The organism is Pseudomonas sp. LD120 (genome assembly GCF_009861525.1).
In the GTDB taxonomy this organism is placed as follows: Bacteria; Pseudomonadota; Gammaproteobacteria; order Pseudomonadales; family Pseudomonadaceae; genus Aquipseudomonas.
Map to the genome: position 1 here is coordinate 2,697,505 of NZ_WVHL01000005.1, position 25,877 is coordinate 2,723,381.

At 63.5% G+C, this 25,877-nt stretch carries 20 protein-coding genes and 1 pseudogene; 16 read left to right on the forward strand and 5 right to left on the reverse strand.

All coding sequences use genetic code 11. From position 1 onward, the window contains the following. The first annotated feature begins 5 nt into the window (after nucleotides 1–5). From PLD_RS26780 to PLD_RS26850, 15 genes are all read left to right on the forward strand, one after another. Complete coding sequence (locus tag PLD_RS26780) at nucleotides 6–530, forward strand: PAAR domain-containing protein (RefSeq protein ID WP_159897676.1); 525 nt, start codon at nucleotides 6–8, stop codon at nucleotides 528–530. Nucleotides 531–607: 77 nt separating this feature from the next. Next, a complete protein-coding gene (locus tag PLD_RS26785) occupies nucleotides 608–937 on the forward strand; it encodes a DUF6402 family protein (RefSeq protein ID WP_159897677.1) in 330 nt (109 codons plus the stop codon). A 551-nt stretch (nucleotides 938–1,488) separates the two neighbouring features. Continuing rightward, on the forward strand, nucleotides 1,489–3,276 hold the full coding sequence (gene tssF / locus PLD_RS26790; RefSeq protein ID WP_159897678.1) for a type VI secretion system baseplate subunit TssF: 1,788 nt from the start codon (nucleotides 1,489–1,491) through the stop codon (nucleotides 3,274–3,276). Continuing rightward, entirely contained in the window at nucleotides 3,240–4,247 is a 1,008-nt protein-coding gene (gene tssG / locus PLD_RS26795) for a type VI secretion system baseplate subunit TssG (RefSeq protein ID WP_159897679.1), read from the forward strand. The genes tssF and tssG overlap by 37 nt, the downstream gene beginning before the upstream one ends. Before the next feature lie 11 nt (nucleotides 4,248–4,258). Then, the gene (tssH, locus tag PLD_RS26800; protein WP_159897680.1) at nucleotides 4,259–6,883 is read left to right on the forward strand and encodes a type VI secretion system ATPase TssH; all 2,625 of its coding nucleotides are present in this window, start codon (nucleotides 4,259–4,261) and stop codon (nucleotides 6,881–6,883) included. Between the two features lie 10 nt (nucleotides 6,884–6,893). After that, nucleotides 6,894–8,420, forward strand: coding sequence for a sigma-54-dependent Fis family transcriptional regulator (locus PLD_RS26805; protein ID WP_159897681.1), 1,527 nt, complete (start codon nucleotides 6,894–6,896; stop codon nucleotides 8,418–8,420). 85 nt (nucleotides 8,421–8,505) lie between these two features. After that, the gene (locus PLD_RS26810) at nucleotides 8,506–8,646 is read left to right on the forward strand and encodes a type VI secretion protein (protein WP_159897682.1); all 141 of its coding nucleotides are present in this window, start codon (nucleotides 8,506–8,508) and stop codon (nucleotides 8,644–8,646) included. A 17-nt stretch (nucleotides 8,647–8,663) separates the two neighbouring features. Next, on the forward strand, nucleotides 8,664–9,860 hold the full coding sequence (gene tagH / locus PLD_RS26815; RefSeq protein ID WP_159897683.1) for a type VI secretion system-associated FHA domain protein TagH: 1,197 nt from the start codon (nucleotides 8,664–8,666) through the stop codon (nucleotides 9,858–9,860). A 5-nt stretch (nucleotides 9,861–9,865) separates the two neighbouring features. Next, nucleotides 9,866–10,366, forward strand: a complete 501-nt coding sequence (gene tssJ / locus PLD_RS26820; protein ID WP_159897684.1) for a type VI secretion system lipoprotein TssJ — start codon at nucleotides 9,866–9,868, stop codon at nucleotides 10,364–10,366. 2 nt (nucleotides 10,367–10,368) lie between these two features. Then, a complete protein-coding gene (gene tssK / locus PLD_RS26825; RefSeq protein WP_159897685.1) occupies nucleotides 10,369–11,700 on the forward strand; it encodes a type VI secretion system baseplate subunit TssK in 1,332 nt (443 codons plus the stop codon). 5 nt (nucleotides 11,701–11,705) lie between these two features. Beyond that, nucleotides 11,706–12,590, forward strand: a complete 885-nt coding sequence (gene icmH, locus PLD_RS26830; RefSeq protein ID WP_159897686.1) for a type IVB secretion system protein IcmH/DotU — start codon at nucleotides 11,706–11,708, stop codon at nucleotides 12,588–12,590. Continuing rightward, nucleotides 12,590–16,114, forward strand: a complete 3,525-nt coding sequence (tssM, locus tag PLD_RS26835) for a type VI secretion system membrane subunit TssM (RefSeq protein WP_159897687.1) — start codon at nucleotides 12,590–12,592, stop codon at nucleotides 16,112–16,114. Before icmH ends, tssM begins: the two co-directional genes overlap by 1 nt. Then, nucleotides 16,114–16,842: a PP2C family serine/threonine-protein phosphatase gene (locus tag PLD_RS26840; protein WP_159897688.1), complete on the forward strand. Its 729-nt coding sequence runs from the start codon at nucleotides 16,114–16,116 to the stop codon at nucleotides 16,840–16,842. Before tssM ends, PLD_RS26840 begins: the two co-directional genes overlap by 1 nt. After that, entirely contained in the window at nucleotides 16,839–17,909 is a 1,071-nt protein-coding gene (locus tag PLD_RS26845; protein WP_159897689.1) for a serine/threonine-protein kinase, read from the forward strand. Before PLD_RS26840 ends, PLD_RS26845 begins: the two co-directional genes overlap by 4 nt. A 21-nt stretch (nucleotides 17,910–17,930) precedes the next feature. After that, a complete protein-coding gene (locus tag PLD_RS26850; RefSeq protein WP_159897690.1) occupies nucleotides 17,931–18,134 on the forward strand; it encodes a hypothetical protein in 204 nt (67 codons plus the stop codon). Between the two features lie 298 nt (nucleotides 18,135–18,432). Here the strand turns inward: PLD_RS26850 and PLD_RS26855 are convergent, their stop codons facing one another. Both PLD_RS26855 and PLD_RS26860 read right to left on the reverse strand, forming a co-directional pair. Next, entirely contained in the window at nucleotides 18,433–19,836 is a 1,404-nt protein-coding gene (locus PLD_RS26855) for an FAD-binding oxidoreductase (protein ID WP_159897691.1), read from the reverse strand. 147 nt (nucleotides 19,837–19,983) lie between these two features. After that, complete coding sequence (locus PLD_RS26860) at nucleotides 19,984–21,378, reverse strand: VOC family protein (RefSeq protein WP_178116217.1); 1,395 nt, start codon at nucleotides 21,376–21,378, stop codon at nucleotides 19,984–19,986. A 120-nt stretch (nucleotides 21,379–21,498) separates the two neighbouring features. On the opposite strand from PLD_RS26860, the pseudogene PLD_RS26865 reads away from it, so the two are divergent. Further along, nucleotides 21,499–21,901, forward strand: a pseudogene (locus tag PLD_RS26865) (MASE2 domain-containing protein); the annotation flags it as partial. A 244-nt stretch (nucleotides 21,902–22,145) separates the two neighbouring features. Here the strand turns inward: PLD_RS26865 and PLD_RS26870 are convergent. Genes PLD_RS26870 through PLD_RS26880 form a run of 3 tightly spaced genes read right to left on the reverse strand, consistent with a single transcriptional unit; the run spans nucleotide 22,146 to nucleotide 25,796 of the window. Then, the gene (locus PLD_RS26870; protein WP_159897693.1) at nucleotides 22,146–23,063 is read right to left on the reverse strand and encodes an ABC transporter substrate-binding protein; all 918 of its coding nucleotides are present in this window, start codon (nucleotides 23,061–23,063) and stop codon (nucleotides 22,146–22,148) included. Then, nucleotides 23,056–23,805, reverse strand: a complete 750-nt coding sequence (locus PLD_RS26875; protein WP_159897694.1) for a ferredoxin — start codon at nucleotides 23,803–23,805, stop codon at nucleotides 23,056–23,058. Before PLD_RS26875 ends, PLD_RS26870 begins: the two co-directional genes overlap by 8 nt. Nucleotides 23,806–23,816: 11 nt before the next feature. Next, the gene (locus PLD_RS26880; protein ID WP_256674772.1) at nucleotides 23,817–25,796 is read right to left on the reverse strand and encodes a TonB-dependent siderophore receptor; all 1,980 of its coding nucleotides are present in this window, start codon (nucleotides 25,794–25,796) and stop codon (nucleotides 23,817–23,819) included. Between the last annotated feature and the right edge of the window lie 81 nt (nucleotides 25,797–25,877).

Genomic DNA, 25,877 nt, shown 5'->3' on the forward strand with positions numbered 1-25,877 from the left:
CAAGGATGTCTGGAACACCTGCGGCGCGAGTCAGCGACCCAACGGTTTGCCCGATTCCCGGGCATGGGGCCAATCCCATCGCCAGTGGCTCGGCGGACGTACTGTTCGACGGCTTGCCGTCAGCCCGCCAAGGCGATGTAGCGGCCTGTGGCGGCGCCTTGAGCGGTGCATTGAGCCGCACCGTGTTCATCAATGGTCGGCCGGCTGCCACCCTGGGCTCGCTGGGCAGTCACGGCAACATGGTGATAGGCGGATCAGGGACGGTGATCATTGGCGATACCCATGTCCCGGCATCGTTTGTGGCGCCGTTGCCGGTGCAGATCAACTGGCCGTTCAGCGAACAATATGTGATTGAGTGTCAGGAAACCGGGAAACCATTGGCGGGGATTGCCTACGCCTTTAAAACAGCTTCAGGAAAGAGGCTCAATGGCGTGACCGGAAAAGATGGAAGAACCCAGAAAGTATCGTCTTCTGAAGCCGAGACCTATGAGTTGATCATCGAACGACAGCGCGAAGTTGCGATTGCTTGATCCAGGCTGAGAACAGCGAAAGGCAAGTTTGGCGGTCATTTGTATATTGCATGCAGAGGGTAACTGAAATGACGGGGATGAAAGTGACTTCCAGCTTGGCTGCGTCGGATTGCCAGGTCGAGAAAACAATAGCTATTCGTCTATTCGGAGTGACCGATATTCCCGCGGCCATGAGAAAAGTCAACTGTAATGTTTCTACCGATCTAATGCAGTACTGGTTTGATGGGGGACCTTGGTCGACGACTGATGGAACAATGACTAAAGAAGTAGAAGAGCATGTTCCCGTTGCTCAGGCTCCATATTTTAGTAGAGAAATTGTCAAGATGAGTTGGTTGATGAAATTTGAGCGGATCAGAAAGGTTTTAGATGTTTTGCGGGGTGTATGGAGTAACGGGCCTGCTCAATAGTTGATGCGAGACAATATTCTTCCTTGGTTCGAAGGACAGCCTCTTGGTGTCTATCCACTTAGTTTTTGGGGGCGAGGTCGGAAGAGATTTTCGGGTATTGCAACAGTCGGCCAGTAAAGTTTGGCTTTAGTAGTGAAATAAGCGAGCTAAGGGTTGCATTGGCCGTTTTTAATGTCAGGGTTTTTCCTGAAGGTGAGGTTGTTTTTTAATTTCGGGTTTCAAGCGGAAGCTTGTGGCTGTTCTTTTTGTTTATGGTTTCGATATTTTTTATTTTGATCCGCGTCATTCCGTGCGAGCGATAGTGTATTCGCTACTTGAAGGAGGGCTGATGATGTTGGCGGTGTTGCTCAGGATCTGGCTGGAAAAGTGGTTGCTTAGAGTTGGGCGCTGAAATCATCAGTAGTTGGGTATTGATCTTCTGCGCCATTGTCCGGCTGTAGAACGCAGTCGCTTTTACGGTTTCAAGTAACACGAATCGAGTCTGAACACTGATCTAAGTCAGGGGTTTCATATGCTCACCCATTCAACAGAGACCCCCAGGCAGGTAATCCATGTCCTTCAACCACTACTACCAAAGCGAACTCACCGCGCTACGCCAGCTGGGTCGGCGTTTCGCCGAGCGTAGTCCGGCGCTGGCGCCGTTCCTCGGGCAGGCCGGGCGGGACCCGGATGTGGAGCGGTTGCTGGAAGGCTTTGCTTTTCTCTCGGGACGGCTGCGACAGAAGCTTGATGATGAGTTGCCAGAGCTCAGCCATTCGTTGATGCATTTGCTGTGGCCGAACTATATGCGGCCGTTGCCGGCGTTCAGCATTTTGCAGTTCGATCCGCTGCAGCACCCCGGGCCGGCGGTGTTGGTGGCGCGGGATACGCCAGTGGAAAGCGAGCCGGTCAACGAGGTGCGCTGTCGTTTTCGGACCTGTTATCCCACCGAGGTGCTGCCCTTGGATCTCTCCGGGTTGACCTATTCGGTGAAGGGCGATGGCGCTTTGCTCAGTTTGCGCCTGGAGATGAGTTGCGACGGGCATGTCGGGGAGTTGGAACTCAGCCGCTTGCGGCTGCACCTGGCCGGCGAGCGCTACATCAGTCAGATGCTTTACCTGAGCCTGCTGCGCAACCTGGAAGGCATCGAGCTGGTGCCGTTGCGCGCCAGCGGCGAGCCCCTGAGCGGGGCCAACGGCGATCCACTGTCGTTCAAGATTCCCGGCAACCAGGTGCAGCCGGTGGGGTTTGCCGAGGAGGAGGCGTTGATCCCCTATCCGCTGAATACCTTCCGCGGTTATCGCTATTTGCAGGAATATTTCTCCTTCCAGGACAAGTTTTTGTTTGTCGATCTCAGTGGCCTGGAGGTGCTTCGCTCGCTGCCTGAAGACCACCTCAAGCAGATTCAGGGGCTCGAACTGCGCTTCGATATTCGCAAGAGCGGTATCCAGCGTCTGCGCCCGACCCTGGACAACGTCAAGTTGTACTGCACCCCCATCGTCAATCTGTTCAAACACGACGCGCTGCCGATTCGCCTCGACGGCAAGCAGGATGAGTACCTGCTGCTGCCGGCCGAATACGACCTGGAAAACTGCGGGGTGTTCTCGGTGGATGCGGTCACCGGCTGGGCGCCGGGCGGGGTGGGGTACCAGGACTACGTGCCGTTCGAGTCCTTCGAACATGACCCCAGTTTCGACGTGCCCCAGAGCCGTCCGCACTACAGCATCCGTCAGCGTTCGTCCTTGCTTCACGACGGTCTGGACACCTACCTGAGTTTTGCCATCCGCCACGCCGAGGACCAGGAAACCCTGTCCATCGAGCTGACGTGCACCAATCAGAATCTGCCCCGTCAGCTCAAGCTCGGCGAGATCAATCAGGCTTGCGAAGCCACCCCGGACTTTCTCAGCTTTCGCAATATCACCGCGGCTACGCCCAGCTTCGCGCCGCCGATCAATCGCGACTTTCTGTGGAAGTTGATCAGCAACATGTCCCTTAACTACCTGTCGCTGGCCAACGTCGATGCGCTCAAGGTGATTCTCGAAACCTACGACCTGCCGCGCTATTACGACCAACACGCCGAACGGGTCAGCAAACGCTTGCTGGGGGGGCTCAAGTCGATCCGGCATGAGCACGTCGATCGCCTGCACCGCGGCTTGCCGCTGCGCGGCCTGCGCACCGAGCTGACCATCGACCCACAGGGTTATATCGGCGAAGGCGACCTGTTCATCTTCGCTTCAGTGCTCAACGAGTTTTTCGCTCTTTACGCCAGTCTCAATTCGTACCACGAGCTGCGGGTAAACAGTACACAAGGAGAGGTGTACCAATGGACGCCACGCATGGGGCAGCAGCCCCTGCTTTAAGCGAGTTGTCCCGGGGTATACGGGAGTACTCGCTGTTTCAGGCGGTGATGCTGGTGGTCGATCGACTGCGTGACGCTCACCCGCACCTGAGTGATGACGAACTCTACGATCAGCTGGAGTTCCAGGCCAACCCGAGTCTGGGGTTTCCGGGCAGCGACGTCGATCGCGTGGAGTTTTTCGAGGAGTACGGGCAACTGCACGCGCGCTTGCGCCTCAATCTGATCGGCCTATTTGGTGCCGCTTCGCCGCTGCCTGCCTTTTATGGCGAGCAGGCGTTGGGTGATAGCGAAGAGGGCAACCCGACGCGCAATTTCCTTGACTTGTTCCACCACCGCTTGCAGCGCCTGATGTTGCCGATCTGGCGCAAATACCGCTATCGGGCGAGCTTCGCCAGCGGCGCCCTGGACCCGTTTTCCAGTCACTTGTTCGCCCTGATCGGGCTGGGCGGCGAGCAGGCTCGTCAGGCCAAGGAGCTGAACTGGAAGCGCTTGCTGCCCTACCTCGGTCTGCTGAGTCTGCGAGCGCACTCGGCGGCGCTGATCGAGGCGGTACTGCGTTACTACTTCAAGCACCCGCAATTGGTGATCGAGCAGTGCATTGAGCGTCGGGTGGAGATTCTCGAGGAACAGCGTAATCGCCTGGGCCTGGGCAACAGCCAGCTCGGCGAGGACCTGGTGCTGGGAGAACGGGTGCGCGACCGCAGCGGCAAGTTCCGTATTCATGTCCGTGAGCTGGATTGGCAACGCTTCCATGAGTTCTTGCCGATCGGCTTTGGCTACCAACCCCTCTGCGCTTTGGTGCGTTTCACCCTGCGCGACCCGTTGGACTACGACATCCGCCTGGTGCTGCGCCAGGAAGAAATCCGTGAACTGTGCATCGGCGAGCAGAACCCCTGCCGCCTGGGCTGGACCAGCTGGCTGGGTCGTGAACGCGCCGATGGCGTGGTGACCCTGGGCAGCCTCTCTCATTAAGGACGAGACCCATGATCAACCTAGACCTGCAACAACTGATTCAGGCACTGGATGCCGATTGCCGACGCGACCTGGAGCATTGCGCCGAACGTTGCGTGGCCCGGGGCGGCAGCAAAATTCTGGTGGAAGACCTGCTGTTGCAATTGCTGGAGCGGCCCCAAGGCCTGCTCGCCCGGGCCTTGCAGGACGCCGGAATCGATGCCGGTGAATTCAGTGGGGTCTTGCAGGCGGGAAGCGAGCACAGCGCTTCGCGCAATCCGGTGTTCGCCCCGGAGCTGATGCAATGGCTGCAGGACGCATTGCTAGTGGCGACCCTTGAACTGGGACAAACCCAGGTCGAACAAGCGGCATTGCTCCTGGCCTTGTTGCGTAATCCGCTGCGCTACGCCGGCAGCCGTTATCAGCCGTTGCTGGCGCGGTTGAACATCGAGCGTCTGAAGGACTTCGCCCTGGCCCAGCAGGTCCCGCAGGACTCCGGCGGCAAGCCTGCGGCCCATGCCGAGTCGCTGTTGCAGCGCTTCACCCACAACCTCACCCAGCAGGCCCGGGACGGCCAGCTGGACCCGGTACTGTGTCGCGATGAGGCAATCCGCCAGATGGTGGATATCCTCGCCCGGCGGCGCAAGAACAACCCGATCATTGTCGGCGAGGCTGGGGTCGGCAAGACTGCCGTGGTGGAAGGACTGGCTTCACGTATTGCTGCGGGAGAGGTGCCTCAGGCCCTGCAAGGCGTGGAATTGCTGTCCCTGGACATGGGCCTGCTGCAAGCCGGTGCCAGCGTCAAAGGTGAGTTCGAGCGGCGCCTCAAGGGCGTGATCGACGAGGTCAAGGCATCGCCCCGGCCGATCATCATCTTCATCGACGAGGCCCACACCCTGATCGGCGCCGGGGGCAATGCCGGGGGCGCCGACGCCGCCAACCTGCTCAAGCCGGCGCTGGCCCGGGGCGAGTTGCGCACCATCGCCGCCACCACCTGGAGCGAATACAAAAAATACTTCGAGAAGGACCCGGCGCTGGCCCGGCGCTTCCAGCCCGTGCAGTTGCATGAGCCTAGCGTCGACGAGGCGGTGACCATTCTGCGCGGGCTGGCCCGGGTCTATGAAAAGAGCCACGGGATCTACCTGCGCGATGACGCGGTGGTGGCGGCGGCGCAGTTGTCGGCTCGCTACCTGGCCGGCCGGCAACTGCCGGACAAAGCCGTCGATGTGCTGGACACCGCCTGTGCCCGAGTGCGTATCAGCCTGGCGACCGCGCCGCACAGCCTGGAACGGTTGCGGGCCGAGCGGGCCGAAGGTGAACGTCAGCGACAGGCCTGGCGCCGAGACGCCGAGGCGGGCCTGGACATCGATCAAGACGCCCTGGAGCTGCTGGAGCAGCGCTTGATCGAGGCCGAGCACGAGCAGCAGGGGTTGGAACAACGCTGGACACAACAGCGCCAACGGGCCGAACGCCTGCTGGCGCTGCGTCAGGAACTGGCCCTGGCTCGGGACCTGGCCAACGATCTACCGCAAGACGGCGCCGCCACGGAAGCCGCCGCGCCCGTTGCCAATATCCAGGCGCTGGAGGCCGAACTCATGGCTGTCCATCGCGACTTGAGCACGGCTCAGGCTCAGGAACGCCTGGTGAGCTTTGAGGTGTGTCCACGCCTGGTGGCGCAAGTGATCAGCGCCTGGACCGGAGTGCCCCTGGAGCAACTGGCCCGCGAGCACAACGCGCGTGTGGCCAGTTTTGCTCAGGACCTGCGCTCGCGGATTCGTGGACAGGAACAGGCAGTGCAGGCCCTTGACCGCTCCATGCGCGCTAGCGCTGCGGGCCTGAACACACCCGATGCGCCAGTGGGGGTGTTTCTGCTGGTAGGTCCCAGCGGCGTCGGCAAGACCGAAACCGCCCTGGCTCTAGCCGACCTTCTGTACGGCGGCGAGCGTTTCCTGACCACCATCAACATGTCGGAGTTTCAAGAGAAGCACACCGTGTCGCGGTTGATCGGCGCACCACCGGGTTATGTCGGCTACGGCGAGGGCGGCATGCTCACCGAAGCCGTGCGCCAGAAACCTTATTCGGTGGTGCTGCTGGACGAGGTGGAGAAGGCCGATCCGGATGTGCTCAACCTGTTCTATCAGATCTTCGACAAGGGCTTGGCCAATGATGGCGAAGGGCGTGAGATCGACTTTCGCAACACCTTGATTCTGATGACCTCGAACCTGGCCAGCGAGCGCATCAACGCGCTCTGCGAAGGCTCGCGCCGGCCCAGTGCCGAGGCCTTGGAAGAAGCCATTCGCCCAGCCCTCAGCGCCCATTTCAAGCCGGCGTTGCTGGCGCGCATGCGCGTGGTGCCGTTCTACCCGGTAGACGGGCCAGTGCTGCGCGAGTTGATTGAAATCAAATTGCGGCGCCTGGGGCAGCGCCTGGAGCGTCGGCAGTTGCAGTTCAGCCACTGCCAGAACCTGGTCGGGCATCTGGCTCAGCGCTGCGGACAAAGCGACAGCGGCGCGCGGTTGATCGATCACCTGCTGGAGGCGCACCTGATTCCGCGGGTAGCCGACCGTTTGCTCGACGCCATGGCCACGGGCGAAACGCTCAAGCGGGTTCACGCCACTGTGGATGAGCAGGGCGGCGTGATGTGTGAGTTCGCCTGAGGTGGGCATGATGTTCTCGCAAATTGACCAGCCACTGGCTTACGCCGAATCCCTGTTGGGGATGTACTGCGACCTGGCCGGTGCTCGGGATGAGGCGACGTTGCTGGCCGACTTTGTTACGGCGGTGGCTCGGCTCAGCGGCTGTGAACTGAGTCAGCTGTACCTGCTCGATGCCACCCATACTGACTTGGGACTTTGCGCCCAGTACCTGGAGGGCGTCACCCCGCCGCGCTTGGACGAGGCGCTGCCTGCGGCTTACAACGATGAGCAACTGCTGCAGTTTGCGCTGTGCCAGAACCGCGTGCTGTATCTGGCGGACCTGGGCAGCGGTTTGTACCAGACCGATTTCCTGCCGGACGCTGGCGATCCCTGGCACTCGCTGTTGTGCGTGCCTCTGACCAGTACCTTGGGGGCGGTGCAGGGGCTGCTGTTGTGTGCCAGTCGTGCGCCCGCAGCCTTGCAAGGCTTTGCCGGTTCGCTGGGCGTGTCAGGGGCTTTCCTGCTTGCCCAGCTCAGTCTGCGGCGGCATTGGCAGCGCTCTACGGCGGTGATCCCGGGCGAACCCGAAGCACAGCGTCGAGCCAGTGACTATGGGCTGATTGGTAGGAGCCAGGCCATGCGCCAGACTTGCCGACTGATCAGCAAGGTGCTGCACAGCCCGTATACGGTCTTGCTCCAGGGCGAGACCGGCACCGGCAAGGAGGTGGTGGCGCGGGCCATCCACGACTACGGCCCGCGTTGCTCCCAGCCCTTTATCGTGCAGAACTGCGCGGCGTTGCCCGAGCATCTGCTTGAGAGTGAACTGTTCGGTTACCGCAAGGGCGCGTTCACCGGCGCCGACCGTGACCGCGTCGGGCTGTTTGAGTCGGCGGACGGCGGCACGCTATTGCTGGACGAAGTCGGTGACATGCCCCTGGCACTGCAGGCCAAGCTGCTGCGGGTGTTGCAGGAAAGTGAAATTCGTCCCCTGGGCAGCAACGACACCCGCAAGATTGATGTGCGCATCATTGCCGCGACCCACCGTGACCTTGCGGCGATGGTCAGCGCCGGTGATTTTCGTGAAGACCTGTACTACCGCCTGGGTCAATTCCCCATCGAGCTGCCTGCCCTGCGTCAACGCGAGGGCGATATCCCGCAGCTCGCCCGCTACTTCTGTGACAAGACCTGCGCCTTCCTGCAGCGCGAGCCACTGACCTGGTCCGACACCGCGTTGCAACTGCTCGGTGCGTACGCCTTTCCCGGCAACGTGCGCGAGCTCAAGGGGCTGGTGGAGCGCGCGGTGCTGCTCTGCGACGGTCGCGAGTTGTTGCCCGAGCATCTGCTGCTGCGCCATCGCGCGCAGCAGGATGCGCAAACATTGAACTTGCGGCTGCGCATGGAACAGGTCGAGCGCGGCCTGTTGTTGGAATGCCTGCACAAGCATGCCGGCAACCGCACCAACGCCGCCCGCGAGTTGGGTATGTCGCGGCGAGCCCTGCATTACCGGTTGGCCCGTTTGAAAATCCAGCCGCAGTCGCGGAAGGAGTCCTGTCCATGAGTCGTCCCGCTCACGCTGTGCACCTGATCGGCGTAGCCCGACGACCTCGGCGCCGCGTCCCTCATTTTTCCTTGGAGAAGCACTGATGTCTGTTCGCCCCTGGTCCCTTGTCCTGTTGCTTCTGGTGGTGCTCGGCCACCTCAGTGGTTGCAGCGGCAATTACAAATTCAACGACCACAGCTATCGCCCGCTCGGAGATCCGCAGACGGTCAATCGCGGCAAGTGAGCGCAAGGAGCAGCACCATGGAACTGGTTTTTGAAATGCTTGATATCCCGCAGCGTCTGCCTGCCGGGGCCGGCAGTAAAACCTTCAGGCAGGCCGGAGGCACTATCGGTCGGAGTGAGGATTGCGATTGGGTGCTGCCCGATCGCAAGCGGCACCTGTCTAACCACCACGCGCGGATCAGTTATCGCGAGGGCGGGTTTTTCCTGACCGATACCAGCAGCAACGGCGTCATGCTCAAAGACACCGGTGCCCGCCTGCGCAAGGGCGAGGCGCTGCGTATCGAACATGGCAGTACCTTTGTGCTGGGCGGCTACGCCATCCGGGCGCGGCTGGTGCCAAGCGCCACCTTGACGGCCGAAGTCGGTCGGGCGCTGCCGGCGGGCAGCATCATCCCGGATGACGCCTTTCTTGATCTTGATCCACTCAAGGCGTTGGAACAGCAGGAGCAGGGCGCTGTGACGGACGATCCGCTGGCGCTGCTGAACAGTTCGCCTCAGACGCCGCGACCGTTCGCCGACTATGCGCGGATCGACACCGAAAGCCTGGTGGTGCCCGAACTGGTGGCGCCGCCTGTAGCGGCGGCGCGGCTTGAGCCTGCGCCGGACCTCGGGCCCGGTGAGGTGTTCTGGGAGCAGTTCGGTAGCGCCTTGGGGGTCGATCTCAAGGGGCTGGAGCAGGATGAGCGGCAAGCCGTGGCGATCAAGGCCGCAGCGTTGCTCAAGCAAAGTGTCAGTAGCCTGCAGCAGAGCCTGCGTACCCGCAGTGAGCTGAAGAACGAACTGCGTCTGGCCCAGACCGTAACGCACCGCGGCGCTAACAACCCGTTGCGTTATGCCACGGATGCCGGCGAAGCACTGGGACGCTTGTTGCTGGATGACAAGCCTGGGCAGTTGCCCGCGTCTCAGGCCATCGCTCGGGCTTTTGGTGACTTGCAGGCGCATCAGGTGGCGCTGCTGGCCGCCAGCCGCGCCGCGGTGCGCAGCACCCTGGAGCACTTCTCGCCGCAGCTGTTGACCCTGCGTTTCGAGCGCGACGGCAAACGCCCTTGGCTGGCCACCTCGGGGCGTCGTTGGCGGGCCTACACCCGTTATCACCAGAGCCTGCGCCAGGACGATGACTGGAGCGAACGCCTGCTGGCCCGCGACTTTGCCCAGGCCTATGAAGAACAACACCGGCTGATTTCCACCCTTAACACTGAATCACATCAAGGATGATCCCTATGTCTTGCTGCAAGGCTTTATCACTGCGCGCATCGGCGTGGCTGGTGCTGGCAATGCTGCTGTCCGGCTGCGCCTCACTGTCGCCTTACTCCACGCTGACCAAGCTCGACCTCAAACTCAGCGCCAGTGACCAGTTGAATCCCGACCTCAATGGCCGGCCTTCACCCATCGTGGTGCGTCTGATGGAGCTCAAGCACCCGGTGGCCTTTGAACATGCCGATTTCTTCAGCCTCTATGAGCGGGCCAAGGAGTCGCTAGCACCTGACCTGGTGGCCAGCGAGGAGCTTGAGTTGCGCCCGGGACAAAGCGTCGATCTCAAGCTCAGCATCCGCAGCGACAGCCGTTATGTCGGGGTGCTGGCAGCCTATCGCGACCTGCCGGAAACGCGCTGGCGCTACGTGATCCCGGTCTCGGCGATGGAGGTCACCAGCAGCGAGCTGATCCTCGATCAGGCGGGCATCCGCGACCCTCTGCAACCCCTGGCTTGGGCGGGTGAGTGAGCATGAACGAACATAAAGTCATCTGGCAGGAAGGCATGCTGCTGCGACCGCAGCATTTTCAGCACAACGACCGTTACTTCGACCACCAACTCAAAACTCGCACCCAGTTGCTGGGCAGCTACACCTGGGGCTTTTTGGGCCTGGAGATCGACCTGCAGTACCTCAACATGGGCAAGTTGGTGATCAGCCAGGCCGAAGGCATTCTGCCCGATGGCAGCCTGTTCGCCCTGGGCGAGAGCAGCGAACCACTGGCCCTGGACGTGCCGGCCAACACCAGCAAGAGCTCAGTGTACCTGGCGCTGCCCCTGGTCACCGGCAACCACATCGAAGCGCGCCGCGCCGAGCAGTCCGACGTGCTGGCCCGCTACATTACCTATGAGGCGGAGATTTCCGACTCCAACGCCGACGACGACGCCCGCAGCCAGATCAGTTGTGGGCGGCCGGATTTTCGCTTGTTGTTGGGTGAGCAGCAGAGCGACCAGGCCTACGTGAAACTCAAGGTCTGCGAGATCCAGGGCAGCAACGCCGAAGGGGTGATCAGCCTTGATCCGGAGTTCTTTCCGACCTTTATCCAGACCCATGCGTCCAGCTACTTGCTGTCGTGCCTGAAAGAAGTGATCAGCATGCTCGCGCACCGCGGCGACACCATTGCCGAGCGCATCCGCTCCAACGGCAAGGTCGGCGGCGCCGAGGTCGGTGATTTCATGATGCTGCAACTGATCAACCGTACCGAGGTGTTGCTGCGCCATTACCTGGAACTGGAACAGGTTCACCCCGAGGAGCTGTACCGCACCTTGCTGACCATGCTCGGCGACCTGTCGACCTTTTCCAGTGAGAGCAAGCGCCCACGCCTGGATACGCGCTATCAGCACAGCGACCAGGGTGCGAGCTTTCGCAGCCTGATGGACGCCATTCGCCAAGTGCTGTCGATGGTTCTGGAGCAGCACGCCATCGAGCTGGTGTTGCAGGCCCGGCAGTACGGCATCCTGGTGGCGGCTCTCAACGACCATACGCTGCTGGAGTCGGCCTCGTTCGTGCTCGCCGCCAGCGCCAACTGTGAGGCCGAGGACCTGCGCCATCGCCTGCCGGCGCACCTCAAGGTCGGGCCGGTGGAGAACATCCGCCAACTGGTCAACCTGCACTTGCCGGGGATCCGCGTCAAACCCCTGTCCGTGGCGCCACGGCAGATCCCGTTCCACTCCAGCAAGACCTATTTCATTCTTGAATTCACGGCCCAGGAACTGACCGAGCTGGAGCGTTCCGGAGGCTTTGCCTTCCACGTTTCCGGCGAGTTCTCCGAGCTTGATTTGAAATTCTGGGCCATCAGGAACTGACCGCCATGACCAAGGATCGTGAATACCAAGAAGATGACAAGACTGTCCTCCTCGATCGTCAGGAGCAGGGTTCAAGCCGCGCAGCGTTGACTGACTTTGCCGCGCCGCCACGTTTCGAACAGTTGGAAGAACGCATGATCTACGCCGCGCGCCTGCAGCCGGCACAAGCTTTCAACGTCAGCCTCAATGCACTGGTGGCGGCGGCGTCCGGGCTGCTCTCGGAGGTGGTGCGGCTCAAGCACAGCGCCACCCGTGAAGACATGCACGCCCTGAACCAGCAGTTGACCGCCGGGGTCAAGCGGTTCGAAACCCGGGCGCTGCAAAACGGTGCCGAAAGCGGCCAGGTCATGAGTGCCCGCTACGTGCTGTGCACGGTGGTGGATGAAGCCGTGGTGAGCACCACCTGGGGCAATGAGAGCGAGTGGTCGCAAATGAGCCTGCTGAGCAGCTTTCACAACGAAACCTTCGGCGGCGAAAAGGTCTTCCAACTGCTGGAGCAAATGACCCGCAACCCGGTGCGCCATCTGCCCATGCTCGAACTCATCTACCTGTGCCTGTCGCTGGGGTTCGAGGGCAAATACCGGGTCAAGGCCCGCGGCATGCTGGAGCTGGAAGGCATCCGCGACGCCTTGTATCGGCAGATCCGCCAACTGCGCGGCGATGTGCCCCGGGAGTTGTCGCCGCAGTGGCAGGGCTTGGGCAACCAGCGCCCGAGCCTGGTGCGGATCGTGCCCTGGTGGACAGTGGCGCTGTTCACCCTGGTGAGCCTGACGGTGATGTATTGCGGTTTTGCCTGGGTTCTGGGCGAGCAGCGCGAAACGGTGCTGCAACCTTATCGGCAGCTTGATTCGGCGGTGCCTGCACGTGCGCCGCAAGATGGGAAACTGTAATGAAAACTCTGTTGAAGAAAGTCGGCACCTTCCTTGCCAAAACCTGGGTCTGGAGCCTGATCCTGGTGCTGTTGACGGCGTTACTGGTGTGGTTCGTCGGGCCCTTGCTGGCAGTGGACGACTACCGCTTCTGGGCCAGCGCCACTTCGCGGCTGCTGACCCTCAGTGTCCTGTGCCTGATCTGGGGCTTGAGCATGGTCTTCGTCAGTTGGCGTGCCGGGACGCGTAAACGCGCCTTGCAAGACAGTGAGGAAGGTCAGGAGAGCCTGCAGCGCGAACAGCGTATCGATGACGAGCAAAAAGAGTTGCGCAGCCGTTTCAAGGAGGCGGTGCGCACCCTGAAGACGTCAAGCCTGTATCGCGGCCGCAGCGAGCGCTGGCGTCATGACTTGCCCTGGTACCTGTTGATCGGCCCCAAGGGCAGCGGCAAGACCAGCCTGCTGGATTTTTCCGGTCTGGAGTTTCCCCTCAATCGCATCGACCGCAAGCTGACCCGTGACACCCAGGGCAGCGCTCATTGCGATTGGTACTTTGCCGAACATGGCGTGCTGATCGACACCGCCGGGCGTTACCTGACCCAGCCCGATCCGGAGGTCGACAGCCATGCCTGGAGCACCTTGCTCGACCTGTTGCGCAGCCGCCGGCGCAATCGCCCGCTCAATGGCGTGGTGGTGACCCTGCCAGTGGAAATGCTGCAAGGCGGTGGCGAACAGGCGCTGGAAGTCCTCGCCCGCAAGCTGCGAAGCCGCTTGCAGGAGGTGCAGCAGAAATTGCGCGTGGACCTGCCGGTGTACCTGGTGCTGAGCAAGGCCGACCAGTTGCTCGGCTTTGACGAGTTCTTCGATCAACTGAGCCGCGAGGAAAGCGACCAGGTATTCGGCGCCAGCTTTCGCAAGGAGCAGGACGGTACCGACGTGGCTGTGCTGCGCGACGAGTTCGAAGACCTGTTGCGGCGCCTCAACAGTCAAATGATCATACGCATGCACCAGGAGCGCGACACCCAGCGCCGCGGGCGAATTCTGGATTTTCCCCACCAGTTGGGGCTGATCGGCGAGCGTCTGTGCCTGTTTGTCGACATGGCTTTCACCGGCAACCGCTACCAGCGGGCCAGCCAGCTACGGGGCTTTTACCTCACCAGCGCGCCGTATTTGCAGCAGCAACTGGACCCCGACACCGCCGCCATCGGCGCCAAGCTGGGCCTGGAGAGCGGCGTGCTGCCGACTTTGCACAGCGGTCGTGCGCGTTTCATTCATCACCTGTTGAGTCAGGTGATCTTCCCTGAAGCCGATCTGGCGGGCCTGAAAAAGGGCGAGCGACGGCGCATCCATTGGGGCCAGCGGGCGCTGTATCTAGGGGCGCTGGGGTCACTTGGCCTGTTCGGGGTGGTGTGGGCCACGGGTTTTTCAGCCAACCACGGGCGCTTGGAGCAATTGCGCGAGCTGGCCCAGCAATGGAGCCAGCAACGGGCCTCCCTGAGTGCTCAGCGCGATGCCACGGCGGCGCTCAAGGTCCTCGACCTGAGCTACCAGGCCACCCAGGTCTTCCCACCCAAGGGCGAGGTGGCGTTGCATGAGCGTGGCGGACTGTATCAAGGCGAGGCCAGTAATCCGTTGCTGCGGGCAGCCTATGAGCAGGAGCTACAAGCACAACTGCTGCCTCGCGTGGCGCAGATGCTTGAAGGGCAGATTCGCGGCAACCTGAAAAACCGCGAGCGCCTGCTCAACAGCCTGCGCGCCTACCTCATGCTCAATATGACAGAGCGTCGTGACCCCAACTGGCTGCAGGACTGGGTCGCGGCCGGCTGGTCCGGGCGCTATGCCGGCAACAGCACGGTGCAAAACGGCTTGAACACGCACTTCCAACGTTTGTTGCACCAGCCCTTCAGCTACCCGCTCAACGATCCTCTGGTGGCTCAAGCCCGTCAGGTACTGCGCAGTGAATCCTTGGCTGACGTGATCTATCGGGTGCTGCGCGAGCAGGCCCGCAGCCTGCCAGATTACCGTCTGAGCCAGCACTTGGGGCCACAGGGCAACTTGCTGACTGGGGCCGACTACCTGATTCCGGGCTTCTACACCCAGCAGGGCTATCAACAGTATTTCTCGGTCCAGGGCGCCAGCCTGGTGAGCGAGATTCTTCAGGACAACTGGGTGCTGGGGGAGGGCAGCGACATCAGCGGCATGGACCTGCGTCAGTTGATGGTCAAGCTGGAGCAACTGTACTTTCGTGACTACGCCAACCATTGGGGCGAGGCAGTCGGTCGGGTGGCCCTGCAGCCTTTCAACGATGCCGGCGAAGGGGCGGAGCAGATGGCCGGCCTGACCTCGGCCAACTCGCCGATCCTGCAACTGTTGGTGGAGGTGCGAGAGAACACCCGCTTCCCGGTACTGGCCGAGCCGACCGACGAGTTGGCCGACGTGGCCGATAAGGTGGTGGGTGGTGGCGCGTTGGGCAAGGTCGCCGTCGCGGCGGCCGGCAAAGCCCAGGGCGCGCTGCAAAAAAGGCTCCCGGACACTGCGCGCAAGTCCCTGCAAAGGCGCTTCGAGCCGCTGCACCGCCTGCTCGATGACAACAACGGCCCCACCGCGGATCTCGCCCCCGCCCTGCAGGCGCTGAACGAGCTGCAACCGCAACTGGCGTTCCTGGCCCGCTCCGGCAACCCCGAGCAGGCGGCCTTTGAGATGGCCAAGACCCGTATGAGCGGCCAGCGCGATGCCCTCAGCACCCTGCGTATCAGCTCCGGTCGCCTGCCACGTCCGGTCAGTGCCTGGTTCAACCTGCTGGCCGAGGATGCGTGGCGCCTGGTGCTCAACGACGCCTACCAGTACCTCAACCGGCGGTATCAGGGAGAGCTGTACGGTTTCTACGGCAAGGCCATCAGTAAGCGTTATCCGTTCGACGCCCACAGCAGCAGCGATGTGGCCATCAGCGACTTCCGTGAGTTCTTCAAGGCTCAGGGCCTGGCCGAGCGTTTCTTCGACACCTACCTGCGGCCCTTCGTCAGTGGCGATCCGGGCAACTACCGGCTGCGCAGCATCGACGGTTACAGCCTGCCTATCTCGCGGGTGTACTTGGAGCAAATGGCCGCGGCGCAGGTCATCCGCCAGAGCTTCTTCGCCGAAAACCCGGGCGAGCCTCAGGTGCAGTTTCGTCTGGAGCCCTACACCCTGGACCCTAGCGTCAGTCGCGCCGAGTTCCGCTTCGGCAACCAGATGATCGAGTACCGTCATGGTCCGATCGTGCCCATGGCCTTCAAATGGCCCACCGACGCGGAAGATGGACGTACCAGCCTGGTCCTGGACAAGCTCGCCGGACGCCCCATCGGCATCGAGAAAAATACCGGCCCCTGGTCGCTGTTCCGTCTGTTCGACCTCATGCAGAGCGAGTACCTGACCGGGCGTGACGTGATGGTGCTCAAGGCCGACTTGGGTGGACTGCGGGCCAACTACCTGCTGCAGAGCCAGCGCAGCCCCAACCCGTTCGACATGAGCGTGTTACGCAGCTTCCGCTTACCGGTGCGGCTCTGATGAGCGTTAGCGGCGTATGGCGCAGCGCGGCTCGGACCGATCCGGGCAAGGTCCGGGCGCGCAACGAAGACGCCTTTCTCGACTGCCCGGAGCGCGGCCTGTGGGTGGTGGCCGATGGCATGGGCGGGCATCAGGGCGGTGACATCGCCAGCCAGTTGATCGTTGCCAGCCTTGCCGACCTGCCCGCCAGCGGCAGCTTCGAGGCCCGGCTCGACAGCGTGCGCCAGTGCCTGCACTGGCTCAACCGGCGCCTGGGCGAGGAACTGACGATCACTGCTGGTCGTCGCGACAGCATCATGGGCAGCACCGTGGTCGCGCTGTTATTGCAGGACGACCGCGCGGCGTGTGTCTGGGCCGGCGACAGCCGCTGTTACCTGTGGCGGGAGCAGCGCTTGTATCAGCTGTCCCGGGACCACTCGCTGATGCAGAAACTCATCGACGAACAGCAGATGAGTATCGAGCAGGCGCGTTTGCACCCCGGCGCCAATGCCCTGACTCGGGCCGTGGGCGCGGGCGCGGGCCTGAGCCTGGAGGTGCTGGAACTGCAGGTCTATCCCGGGGATGTGTTCCTCCTGTGCAGCGATGGCCTGTACCAGGAGTTGACGCGCAATGCCCTGGGGCACGCCTTAAGCCTGGCGGCGCCCCATGTGGCCTTGCAGCGGCTGTTTGACGACGCGTTGTGCGGCGCGGCGCGGGACAACCTGACTGCCGTGGTGGTGCGCCAATGAACGTGCCGTTTCCCCAGAGGCAGGCGCCATCGCCCACTCACGGCGAACTGACCCGGGTCGTGGCGGCAGCACCGACCCAGGCGCGACCGATCAAGGCACGCAAGCTCAAAGCTAAAGGGCGCGGTAAGGCCCGAGGCAAGGCGCGGAGCCGCCCCGGCAGCCCGTCGCTCAAGCCCCTGGCGTCGCTCGGCGGATCGCCTCAGGTGCTCGCCGGGCGCTATCGCCTGGAGCGTCTGCTGGGCGCTGGCGGCATGGGCGTGGTGTTTCGGGCGCGGGACCTGCTGCATGAGCAGTTCGGCGACCCCGAGCCCTACGTAGCGCTAAAACTCATCAATCAGGAATTCTCCGAATCGCCCGACGCCAGCGCCTTGCTCTACAGCGAATTCGCCCTGACCCGACGCTTGCGTCATCCCAACATCGTGCGCCTTTACAGCTTTGAGGTAGACACCGAGCACGCCTGCGCTTTTATCAGCATGGAACTGATGCGTGGCTCGACCCTGGACCAGATGCTTTGCCAGTGGCCCTTGGGCTTGCCTTGGGAGCAGTCCCGCGAGCTGATCCTGGGGTTGCTCCAGGCCCTGGCTTATTGCCATGGCCGTGGCGTGCTGCATGGCGACCTAAAACCCAGCAACGTCATGCTCGACGATGACGGGCTGCGCCTGTTCGACTTCGGCCTGAGCCGTGCGATTCAGGGCCTGCTGCCCGGCCTGCCACGGCTCAACCGCCAGCGCTTCGATGCCTGGACCCCAGGCTACGCTGCCCCGGAACTGCTGGAAGGCGCCGCGCTGTCGGCCGCCGCCGATCTGTTCGCCGTGGCCTGTGTGATCCACGAACTGGTCAGCGGCAAACACCCCTATTGCCGCCTGCCCTCGATCCAGGCCCGTGAGCAACAACTGGACCTGCAACTGCAACGCCCCCGGCACCTGCCCGAGCACTGCTGGTCGGCCTTGCGCACCGCCTTGGCGTTCAATCCCGCGGAGCGGGCCATCAGCGTCGAGGAACTGCACCACGCTGTCGCCACTGAAGGAGGCTGGCTGCGCGGCTGGCTCCAAAGGCGCGAACGATGAGCACCGAACAGGGAGCAGTACATGTTCAAGCCGGCCCATGACCTCCACTTCAGCCTGAGCATTGAAAACTTCACCCATGATCTACAGATGCTGGCCTTCAAGGGCCAGGAAGGCCTCGGCCAGCCGTCAAGCGCTGGAAGCCGCACAAGCGGCGCAGGACAAGGAGGACGCCAGCTTTTCCAGTCGAAAGGGTGGCAGCTGTGCGTGGGGGGGAAACCGGAGTAAACGGAACCCGGCAGACCCGAAGGTCTCCCGCGCACAGCCGCCATAGCACGAGAATGCCAGGCACAAAAAAAGCGCCGGCATTCGTGATAGGTGGCGCTGCTGCGCCGTTTAGTTCATCAGGTTTCCAGGCCCGGCCGCTGATGGCGCAGGGGCGGTGAAGGGTGGCGGGCAGGATGATCCGCTGCAACGGCGCTGGGGCGCTATTGTATGACGCCTTGTGCGTGCAGGCTTTTACCGCCGTAGCGGGTGATGGTTTTTAAACCAATTGCCATCGAACAGTGCGCTGGCACTCAAGGGCTCAAGGCCGCGCCCGCACCCCATACGCATCCCACAACGTGTTGCGGAATTTGTTCTGCGGATCGACCCGGGCCTTCAGCGCGAGAAACTCCCCAGCCCGTGGATAGGCCGCGCGAAACTGCTGCGCCGTGGCGTGGATCTGGTACGGCAGGTAGTAGCTGCCGCCGTGCTGGATGGCGCTGTCCACCAGGGCGCGGGTCCATTCGCCGACGTTCTCCCGTTCCTCTGGCGCGGTGCTCTGCTGGTAGTACAGCACCAGGGCGAAGACTTCGGTCTTGGCCCAGGCCAGCAGGGTGCCGGGGTCGGCCTTGGCGTGGCGGATCGACAGGTTGATCACGTTGACCCGGTGCGCCCGCAGGGTCGCGCCCATCTCCTGGACGAAGCTTTCCAGCTGCTCGGGGGGCACGAAGTATTCCTGCAGCACGTAGGTGCGCTTGGCCCGGGACTCGGGTTCGAGTTCGCGCACGTCGAGGCTGGCTTCGTGGTTGCGCCAGGACACTTGCGGTTTGTTCAGCACCAGGGGGTCGATCACGTCCTGGCGCAAGGTCTTGCCGCCGGGCCACTGGCTCACCACTTTCAGGGCCTTCTGTTCTTTCCAGTAGTTCTGGTCCAGGGGCGTGAGGCGTTCCTTGACCGTGACCGGCAGGTCGGTCTGGCGGTAGGACACCGCGCGTAGGGTCTGGTACCGGTCGGGGTAGAGCACAGCGTTGTGCAGGATGACCTTGGGGTTGTTGTGGATTCGGGCCTGGAAGTAGGGCCGGTAGTCCCCCAGGGGCATTGCGTCGACGCTGCGCAGCAGGCGTACGTTGTCGCTCAGTTGCAGGGTGGCTTGGACGATCACCCCCAGGCCGCCGTAGCCGCCGATGGCGCCGTAGAACAGCTCGCGGTTGTGCTGCGGGCTGGCGTCCACCACTTGGCCGTCGGCCAGCACCAGCTTGATCGATTTCACCGAACTCACCAGGGGGCCGTAGCCGATGTAGCGGCCATGGGCGTTGACGCTCAGGGCGCCGCCGACGGTGAAGTTGGCGTAGCTCTGCATGATGCTCACGGACAGGTCGTGGGGGTCGATGTAGTCCTGTACCGCGCGCCAGGTGATGCCCGGCTGCAGGGTGATTTCCTTGCGCTCTTTGGAGAACTCGAGCACTTGGTTGAAGCCGCGCATGTCGATCTGCAGCGCGTGCTCGGTGGCGGTCTGGCCGCCCATGCTGTAGCGCCCGCCGCCGATGGCGATGGGCCCGGGGTGCTCGGCCACCTGCTTGACGATCTGCTCCAGGGTGGTGGGGCGCACCACCTGATCGACCACGATGGGGTTGAGCTGGGTGATGTCGTTGACGGTTTCTGCCGCGTGCGTGCTCGGGACGGCACTCAGGGCGCAGGATAGAAGCAGGCCGGTCGCGAATCTCATTTCGCCGTGGTCATCCTTGGCACAAGACGCCGCGGGCTGCGGCGCAATGGGCGGCAGAATAGCCGTCTGGCCGGCCCAAAACCATGGGGTGTATCGCCGTTGTGCGGCGGCCGGCATCGGCGGCTGGCGACCGATGCCGGGCCGGACCTACAGCGCCGCCAGGCCAAGGGTGGCGGCGCAGTGCTCCAGGGAGCGCTGCTGGGTCTGGGCGTAAAGTTGCAGCTCGTCGAGGGTGGGGCGGCCCAGGGCGCTTTCGAAGGCCTGGCGGTTGGACTGCCCGGCATAGTGGCTCTGGCTGTCGTCCCCCAGGTTGGACTGGAAGATCCCGGCGGCGCTGACCGGCAGGAAATCTTCATAGACCAGGGGCTCGACGCTCAGGTGCCCGGCCGCCAACAGCGCCTCCAGGTCGGTGGGGCGCTGCGGGTTGTCTCGGGCGGCCAGGCCGGTCTCATTGACGAAGTAGCGGAAGTAAGCCAGGCCCTGTTGGCGCATGGCGGTGTGGTTGTCGGGGAATTGGCTGAAGTGCTCATGCATCAGTTGGTTGTAGCGCTGGGCATTGGCCTCGCTGGGGAAGTCGCCCAACGCGTCGCGGGCGGCGTTCAGCAGGCGGTCGTAGAGCGCGCGGCCTTTGGGCGTCAGCGCCGCGCCGCGCTGTTCGATCTCGCCAAAGCGCGCGCTGTGGCTGCCCTGGCTGTCGGCCTGGTCGGTGAAGGCCACGGGCTCCTCCAGGGCCTTGAAGCTGGTCTGGCGCAGCAGGATCGGGCAGTCCCGGCGCGGCGGGCCCTCGATCACCGCCTTGGGGGTGATGCCGTACTCCGGCATGAGCTGCTGCACCTGATCGATGTCCAGGGTGCGCGGGGTCAGGTGATTGATGTGCGGGCCCTTGAACGCCACCACGTCGGCGATCAGCCGGTGTTGGGCGCTGAGGCTGGCGTACTGGGCGGCTGTCACCGTGGCGTGGTGGTGCCAGCGGAAGGTTTCCAGGGCTTCTTGGATAAAACCCTGGGCGTTCTCCTCATCCAGGCCGCCCTGCGCCTCGGCCTGATCGATCAGTTCCAGCGCCTTGGGGGTGAAGATCGAGCGTCGGGCCAGCACCCGCTGGGCAAAGCCTTGCAGATCCGTGTTGTCGATCAGCTCCAGGCGCAGCAGCGAGGTGAAGACCCGGAACGGGCTGATCTGCAGGGCCTGTTCATGCACCGCGCGAAAGGCCGTGGAATGCACCGGTACCCCGGCCGGGGTCAGGTCGTAGTAGCCCACCGGCTGCATGCCCATCACCGCGAACAGCCGGGCCAGGGTCGCCAGTTCCGCGGCGGTGCCGACGCGGATCGCGCCGTGGCGCTCCAGGTCCAGGCGCTGCAGTTCGCCGCTGCGCTGCAGGTGCTGGGCAATGGCTGGCTGTTGTTCCAGGACCTGGGCATTGACCTGGGCCACCAGGGCCATCAAGGCGCCGTAGAGCGGCACCTCATCGCGGTACATAGCCGACATCGCTCGGGAGAATCCCTGGCGGATCAGGTCAGGACTGACAAAACGCGGGTTGCTCATGGACAGGGTTCCCGTGGCGATGAAGCGAAGCGTGAGAGGGCGGTTTGGCTTCGATTCTGCTGGGCTGGCCTGGGGCTGACAAACGAAGTTTCCTCTGAACTTCATTCTGCAAATGAATGCATGTGGCCGCTGCAGCCCGCCCCTGGGGTCTGGGGCTTGATGCTGGGCAACGCTTTCGCCTGGCCGCACCTGGTCTATCAATGGGCGCGGTTGTCGCGAGTGCCGTTTCGGGCCGAGTACCGCAACCTGCAGGTGGCCTCGTTGCTGGGTGGGTTCTGGGTCGCTGTCATGCACTTCAATCCACTGCCGCTGGCCCTCCCCTGTACCCGATGGCGCCGGGCTACCTCTGTTATCGGCGGGCGGCGACCCTGGGCCGGCACAAGCGCGAGCTGCTGGCCTTGAGCCGAACCGACAGCCTGACCGGGCTGCCCATCACGGTGCCTGGAAGGCCCCGTTGGAGGTCGAGTTTCAGCGTTGCAAACGCCAGGTCCATGGCGACGCCATTGCTTTGATCGACCTCGATCGGCACCAATGACAGGCGTTGTACGCCGCCAAGGCCTGCGGTTGCCACAACGTCACCCGCCACCCAGCGCAGCGGTCGCCACAGCCCCTTGTGAGCTTGTGCTAGGGCGGCAATGCCGGCCCAGTGTGGCCCAGGAGCGGCTGGCGAGGCTGAGCCACGGTTGTTAGCGGGTTGATCGGCTTGCCGAACGCCCGGCGCTTCTGCGCGGTCGAGCCTTCGCGGCCACAGGCGCGGCAGCGCTGTTTCAATGGCTGCCAGGGTGCAGGCGCCGGGCCAGCTCCAGGGCGGTACGGCCGCTGGCGATGCCAGGCACCAGTTGAGTGAAGGGGATGTCGATCAGGCGCTTCTCGCGTACCGCGCGCAGCCGCGAGAGCACCGGATCGCTGTGCAGCCGCCGGCGTTTGCGCGAGGCCGGCGACCACAGGGCGTCGGCCAGGAGCATCGCATCCGGGTCGTTGACCAGTAGGGTTTCGCTGTCCACGGTCAGGCGCGGGTGATCGATGGCGGCCAAGCTGTTGCGGGCTCCGGCGGCTTTCAGCAGGACGCCGACGAAGCCCCGCCGGCCCTGGCTGGCAAGGCCGTTGACCTCGCTGTCGAGGTAGAACACCGAAGGCGTCGGCTGTCCCTGGGACAAGGCCGTGGCGGCGGCGAGATCGGCGTCCAGCGCGGCAATCAACTGATGCGCGCGCTGTTGCTGATGCACCAGCCGGCCCAGGGTCAGCAGGTCACGGCGGATGTGCCCGAAGTAGTCCTGGTCATGTCCGGCGCAGGCCGATTCCAGCAAATAGCTGGCGATGCCGATGGCCAGCAGGCGTTCCCGGCCACTGAAGTCATCGGGGAACGCCGAGGCGAACCCGCCCACCACCAGGTCGGGTTTCAGGCTGTAGAGCACTTCGGCCGAAGGGTACTGCCGCGCAATCACCGGCACGCCGTGGTAGCGCCCCTGGGTTTGCGCCTGAGCATCGTCGTCCAGATAGGCCACGCCAATCATCGACGGCCCGGCCCCCAGGGCCAGCAGCAGGTCGGCGCTGTGCTGGTTGAGGGCGACGATGCGTTGCGGCGTGGCGGTCAGCGACCAGGACTTTTCGCAGTTTTCATAGCGGTCTGCCAGGGCCGGCAAGGCGAACAGCCAGAGCAGCACAACGACGAGCGGTCTAGGCATCCGGCGAGCCTCCGTAAGGCGCGGGTATCAGCAGCTCTTGCACGGGCTCCCCTTCGAGCAGGTGCCCTTGCACCAGGCGCAGCACCTCGCTGTCGTTGCTGATCCGATACCAGCAGCCATCCGGGTGCACGGTGAGCACCGGCCCCAGGTTGCAGGGAAATTGGCAGGCGGTGCGGGTCAGCAGCACGCCGCCCGGGGTTTCCATGTGCGCCCGGCGTAGCAGTTCACGGCGCAGGGTCTTCCACAAGGGCAGGGCGCCACGTCGCACGCAGCGCGGGCCGGTGCACAGGAACACTTGACGGGCGTGGGGCGGCACCCGCGACCAGTCCGGGTCGCTGGCCACCGGGTTAACGCTGTCGCAAGGCAGATGTCGTTCGCGTTGGCCGACGCTGGCGCAGGCCAGGGCCGCATCCAGCCCGCGGCGGCCCAGGGCCTGGGCGGTGACCCACAACCTGGGCGTTTGGGGGTGGCTCTGCGCCCGACGCGCCAGTTCGTCGCGCAGCCAATCCAGGTAGGCGCTGTCGGAGCTGGGTTCCAGGTCCACCACCAGCAGCGCCGCGTTGCTTTCGAGCAAGGGCTCGTCCAGAGCTGCCCAGAGGCCATCGAAGCCGTCCAGGGTGTCGATGACTCGGGTGGCGGCCGCGTCGCGCAGGCTTTTGAGTGCGGCGCGAAACGCCTCGCCCAGGGTGCCGCCGTGCAGGCCGGGGCCGACGAACAGCACCCGTTGATAGTCCTCATGCATGCCGTTGCTCCTCAGAAGCGGTAGGTGTAGCGCACTTCGCTGGTGAAGGGCCGACCGAGGTTGTCGACCGCGGGCGCGCTGCTGGTCATGCTGGTGGCGTAGTCGCGATCGAACAGGTTCTCCACCAGCAGGCTAAGGCGGTGTTGCTGAGCGTTGTCGAGGTAGCGATAGGCATCGGCATCCACCACCGAGTAGTGGCCGTAGTCGACTTTTTTCGAACTGGCGATCGAGCCGATGTAGCGGATGGCCCCGCCCACGCCCCACATCCGGTCCAGGGACTCGAAGCCCAGTCGCGAACGGGCGAAGAAGCCGGGGATGTTGCTCAGGGTCACGCCGTTGCGCGACTCCACGAGGTTGCGGGTCATGTCCGCTGAGAGGTTCCATTGCGGGCTGAACTGCCAGCGCCCGTCGAGTTCGATGCCGCGCACCCTGATCCGGCCCTGGCCATTGTTCCAGACACGACTGGCATCGAGGCTGATCAGGTCGTCGATCTTGCGCCGAAAGGCGCTGACGCTGGCGTTGAACTCGCCGGCCAGCAGGCTGGCGTTGTAGTCCAGGCCGAGTTCGGCATTCACGCTTTTTTCCGGCTTGAGGTTGGGGTTGCCTTTCTCGTAGTCCTCGTTGGCATACAGCTGCTCGGCGTTGGGCAGCTTGAAGGCGCTGCCGTATTGGCCGCGCAGTTGCCAGTGGGGCGTCAGGTCGTACAGCGAGGTGAGCATGCCCACGGTGGCGCTCTCGCCGCCGCTGATCTTCTCGTGGCGCACACCGATGCTCGGGTGCCAGTCGGGCAGGGTCTCGAACACCGGCCGCAGTTGGGTGTACAGGGCGTTGGCCTGGGCCTGCTGGTTGTCGATCTTCAACACATCGTCCTGGCCCTTGAACCACTGGTTGTCGCTGCCGAAGACCAGCACGTGGCCGCCGTCCAACTCGGCCTTGCCCTCGGCCTGCAGGCCCCAGTCGGTGAAGCCCCAGTAGTCGTTGTGGTTGATCACTTTGCTGCCACCGCCCTCGGTGGTGTTGATGCGGGTGTAGCGGGTGTCCCAGTCGTTGACATGGCCCTTGACGAAGTAGCTGAAGCCTTCGCTCAGGCGCTGTTCGAAGGTCGCGGTGGCGATCTGCTGGATGCGGTCGTTGGTGGTCTTTTTGTTGTTCAGCGGGCGGGCGAAATCCAGGTTGGCGTCGCTGTACTGGTAGAACAGTTCCAGCCGCGAGTCGTCGGCAAACCCCTGGATCGCCTTGGCGCCGAAGGTGGTGACCTCATAGGCGCGCTTCCTGTCCCGGGTGCTGGCGCTGTAGGCGCTGTTGCGATAGGGCTGGTAGCCGTCGGAGACGTTGTGGCTGACATAGGCCAAGAGGCCCAGGTCGCCGAAGCCGTTGCCGAAGATGCGTTCCACCCGGGCATCGCCGCTCTGGCCCATGAAACTGTCCAGGCCCAGGTTGACCTCGCCTGAGGTGGCGCGGGTCTGCGGGCTGCGGGTGACGATGTTGATCACCCCGGACACCGCCTGGGTGCCGAACAACAGGCTCTGGCCGCCCTTGAGCACCTCGATGCGCTCGATGGCATTGGCCGGCAGGGTGTCCAGGTACAGGCCGCCGTACAGCCGGTTGTTCAGGCGCACGCCGTCCAGCAGGATCAGGGTGTCATCGTTGCGGCCGCCCAGCAGCGAGTAGGTGCCGTAGTCGAACGGGCCGTTCTTCGGTGCCACGTACAGCCCGGGCACGTACATCTGCAGGACCCGGGTGATGTCGCTGCTGGGGCCGGCGCGTTCGATCTGTTGGCGGTCGATGATCTCCAGCTTGCTGCCGTACCGGGCCATTTCAGCCACGGCGGTGGACTCCACCGAAGGGGCAGAAATCGATTGCGGCTCCAGTTTCAACGGCGTGTCGTCCGCCAGCAGCAGGGGGCTGAACAGGCAGCCGAGCAAGGCGCCGCATGGCGTGCGGCGGCGCGTGGTCAAGGGGCGCACGCGGAAGGTGTCAGGTGTTGTCATTCTTGGTCTTCTCGAAAGTGACTTCGGGAAGCACGCAGGAGAAGGTATCGGCCACAGGCACGCGACCATACCGGCCCATGC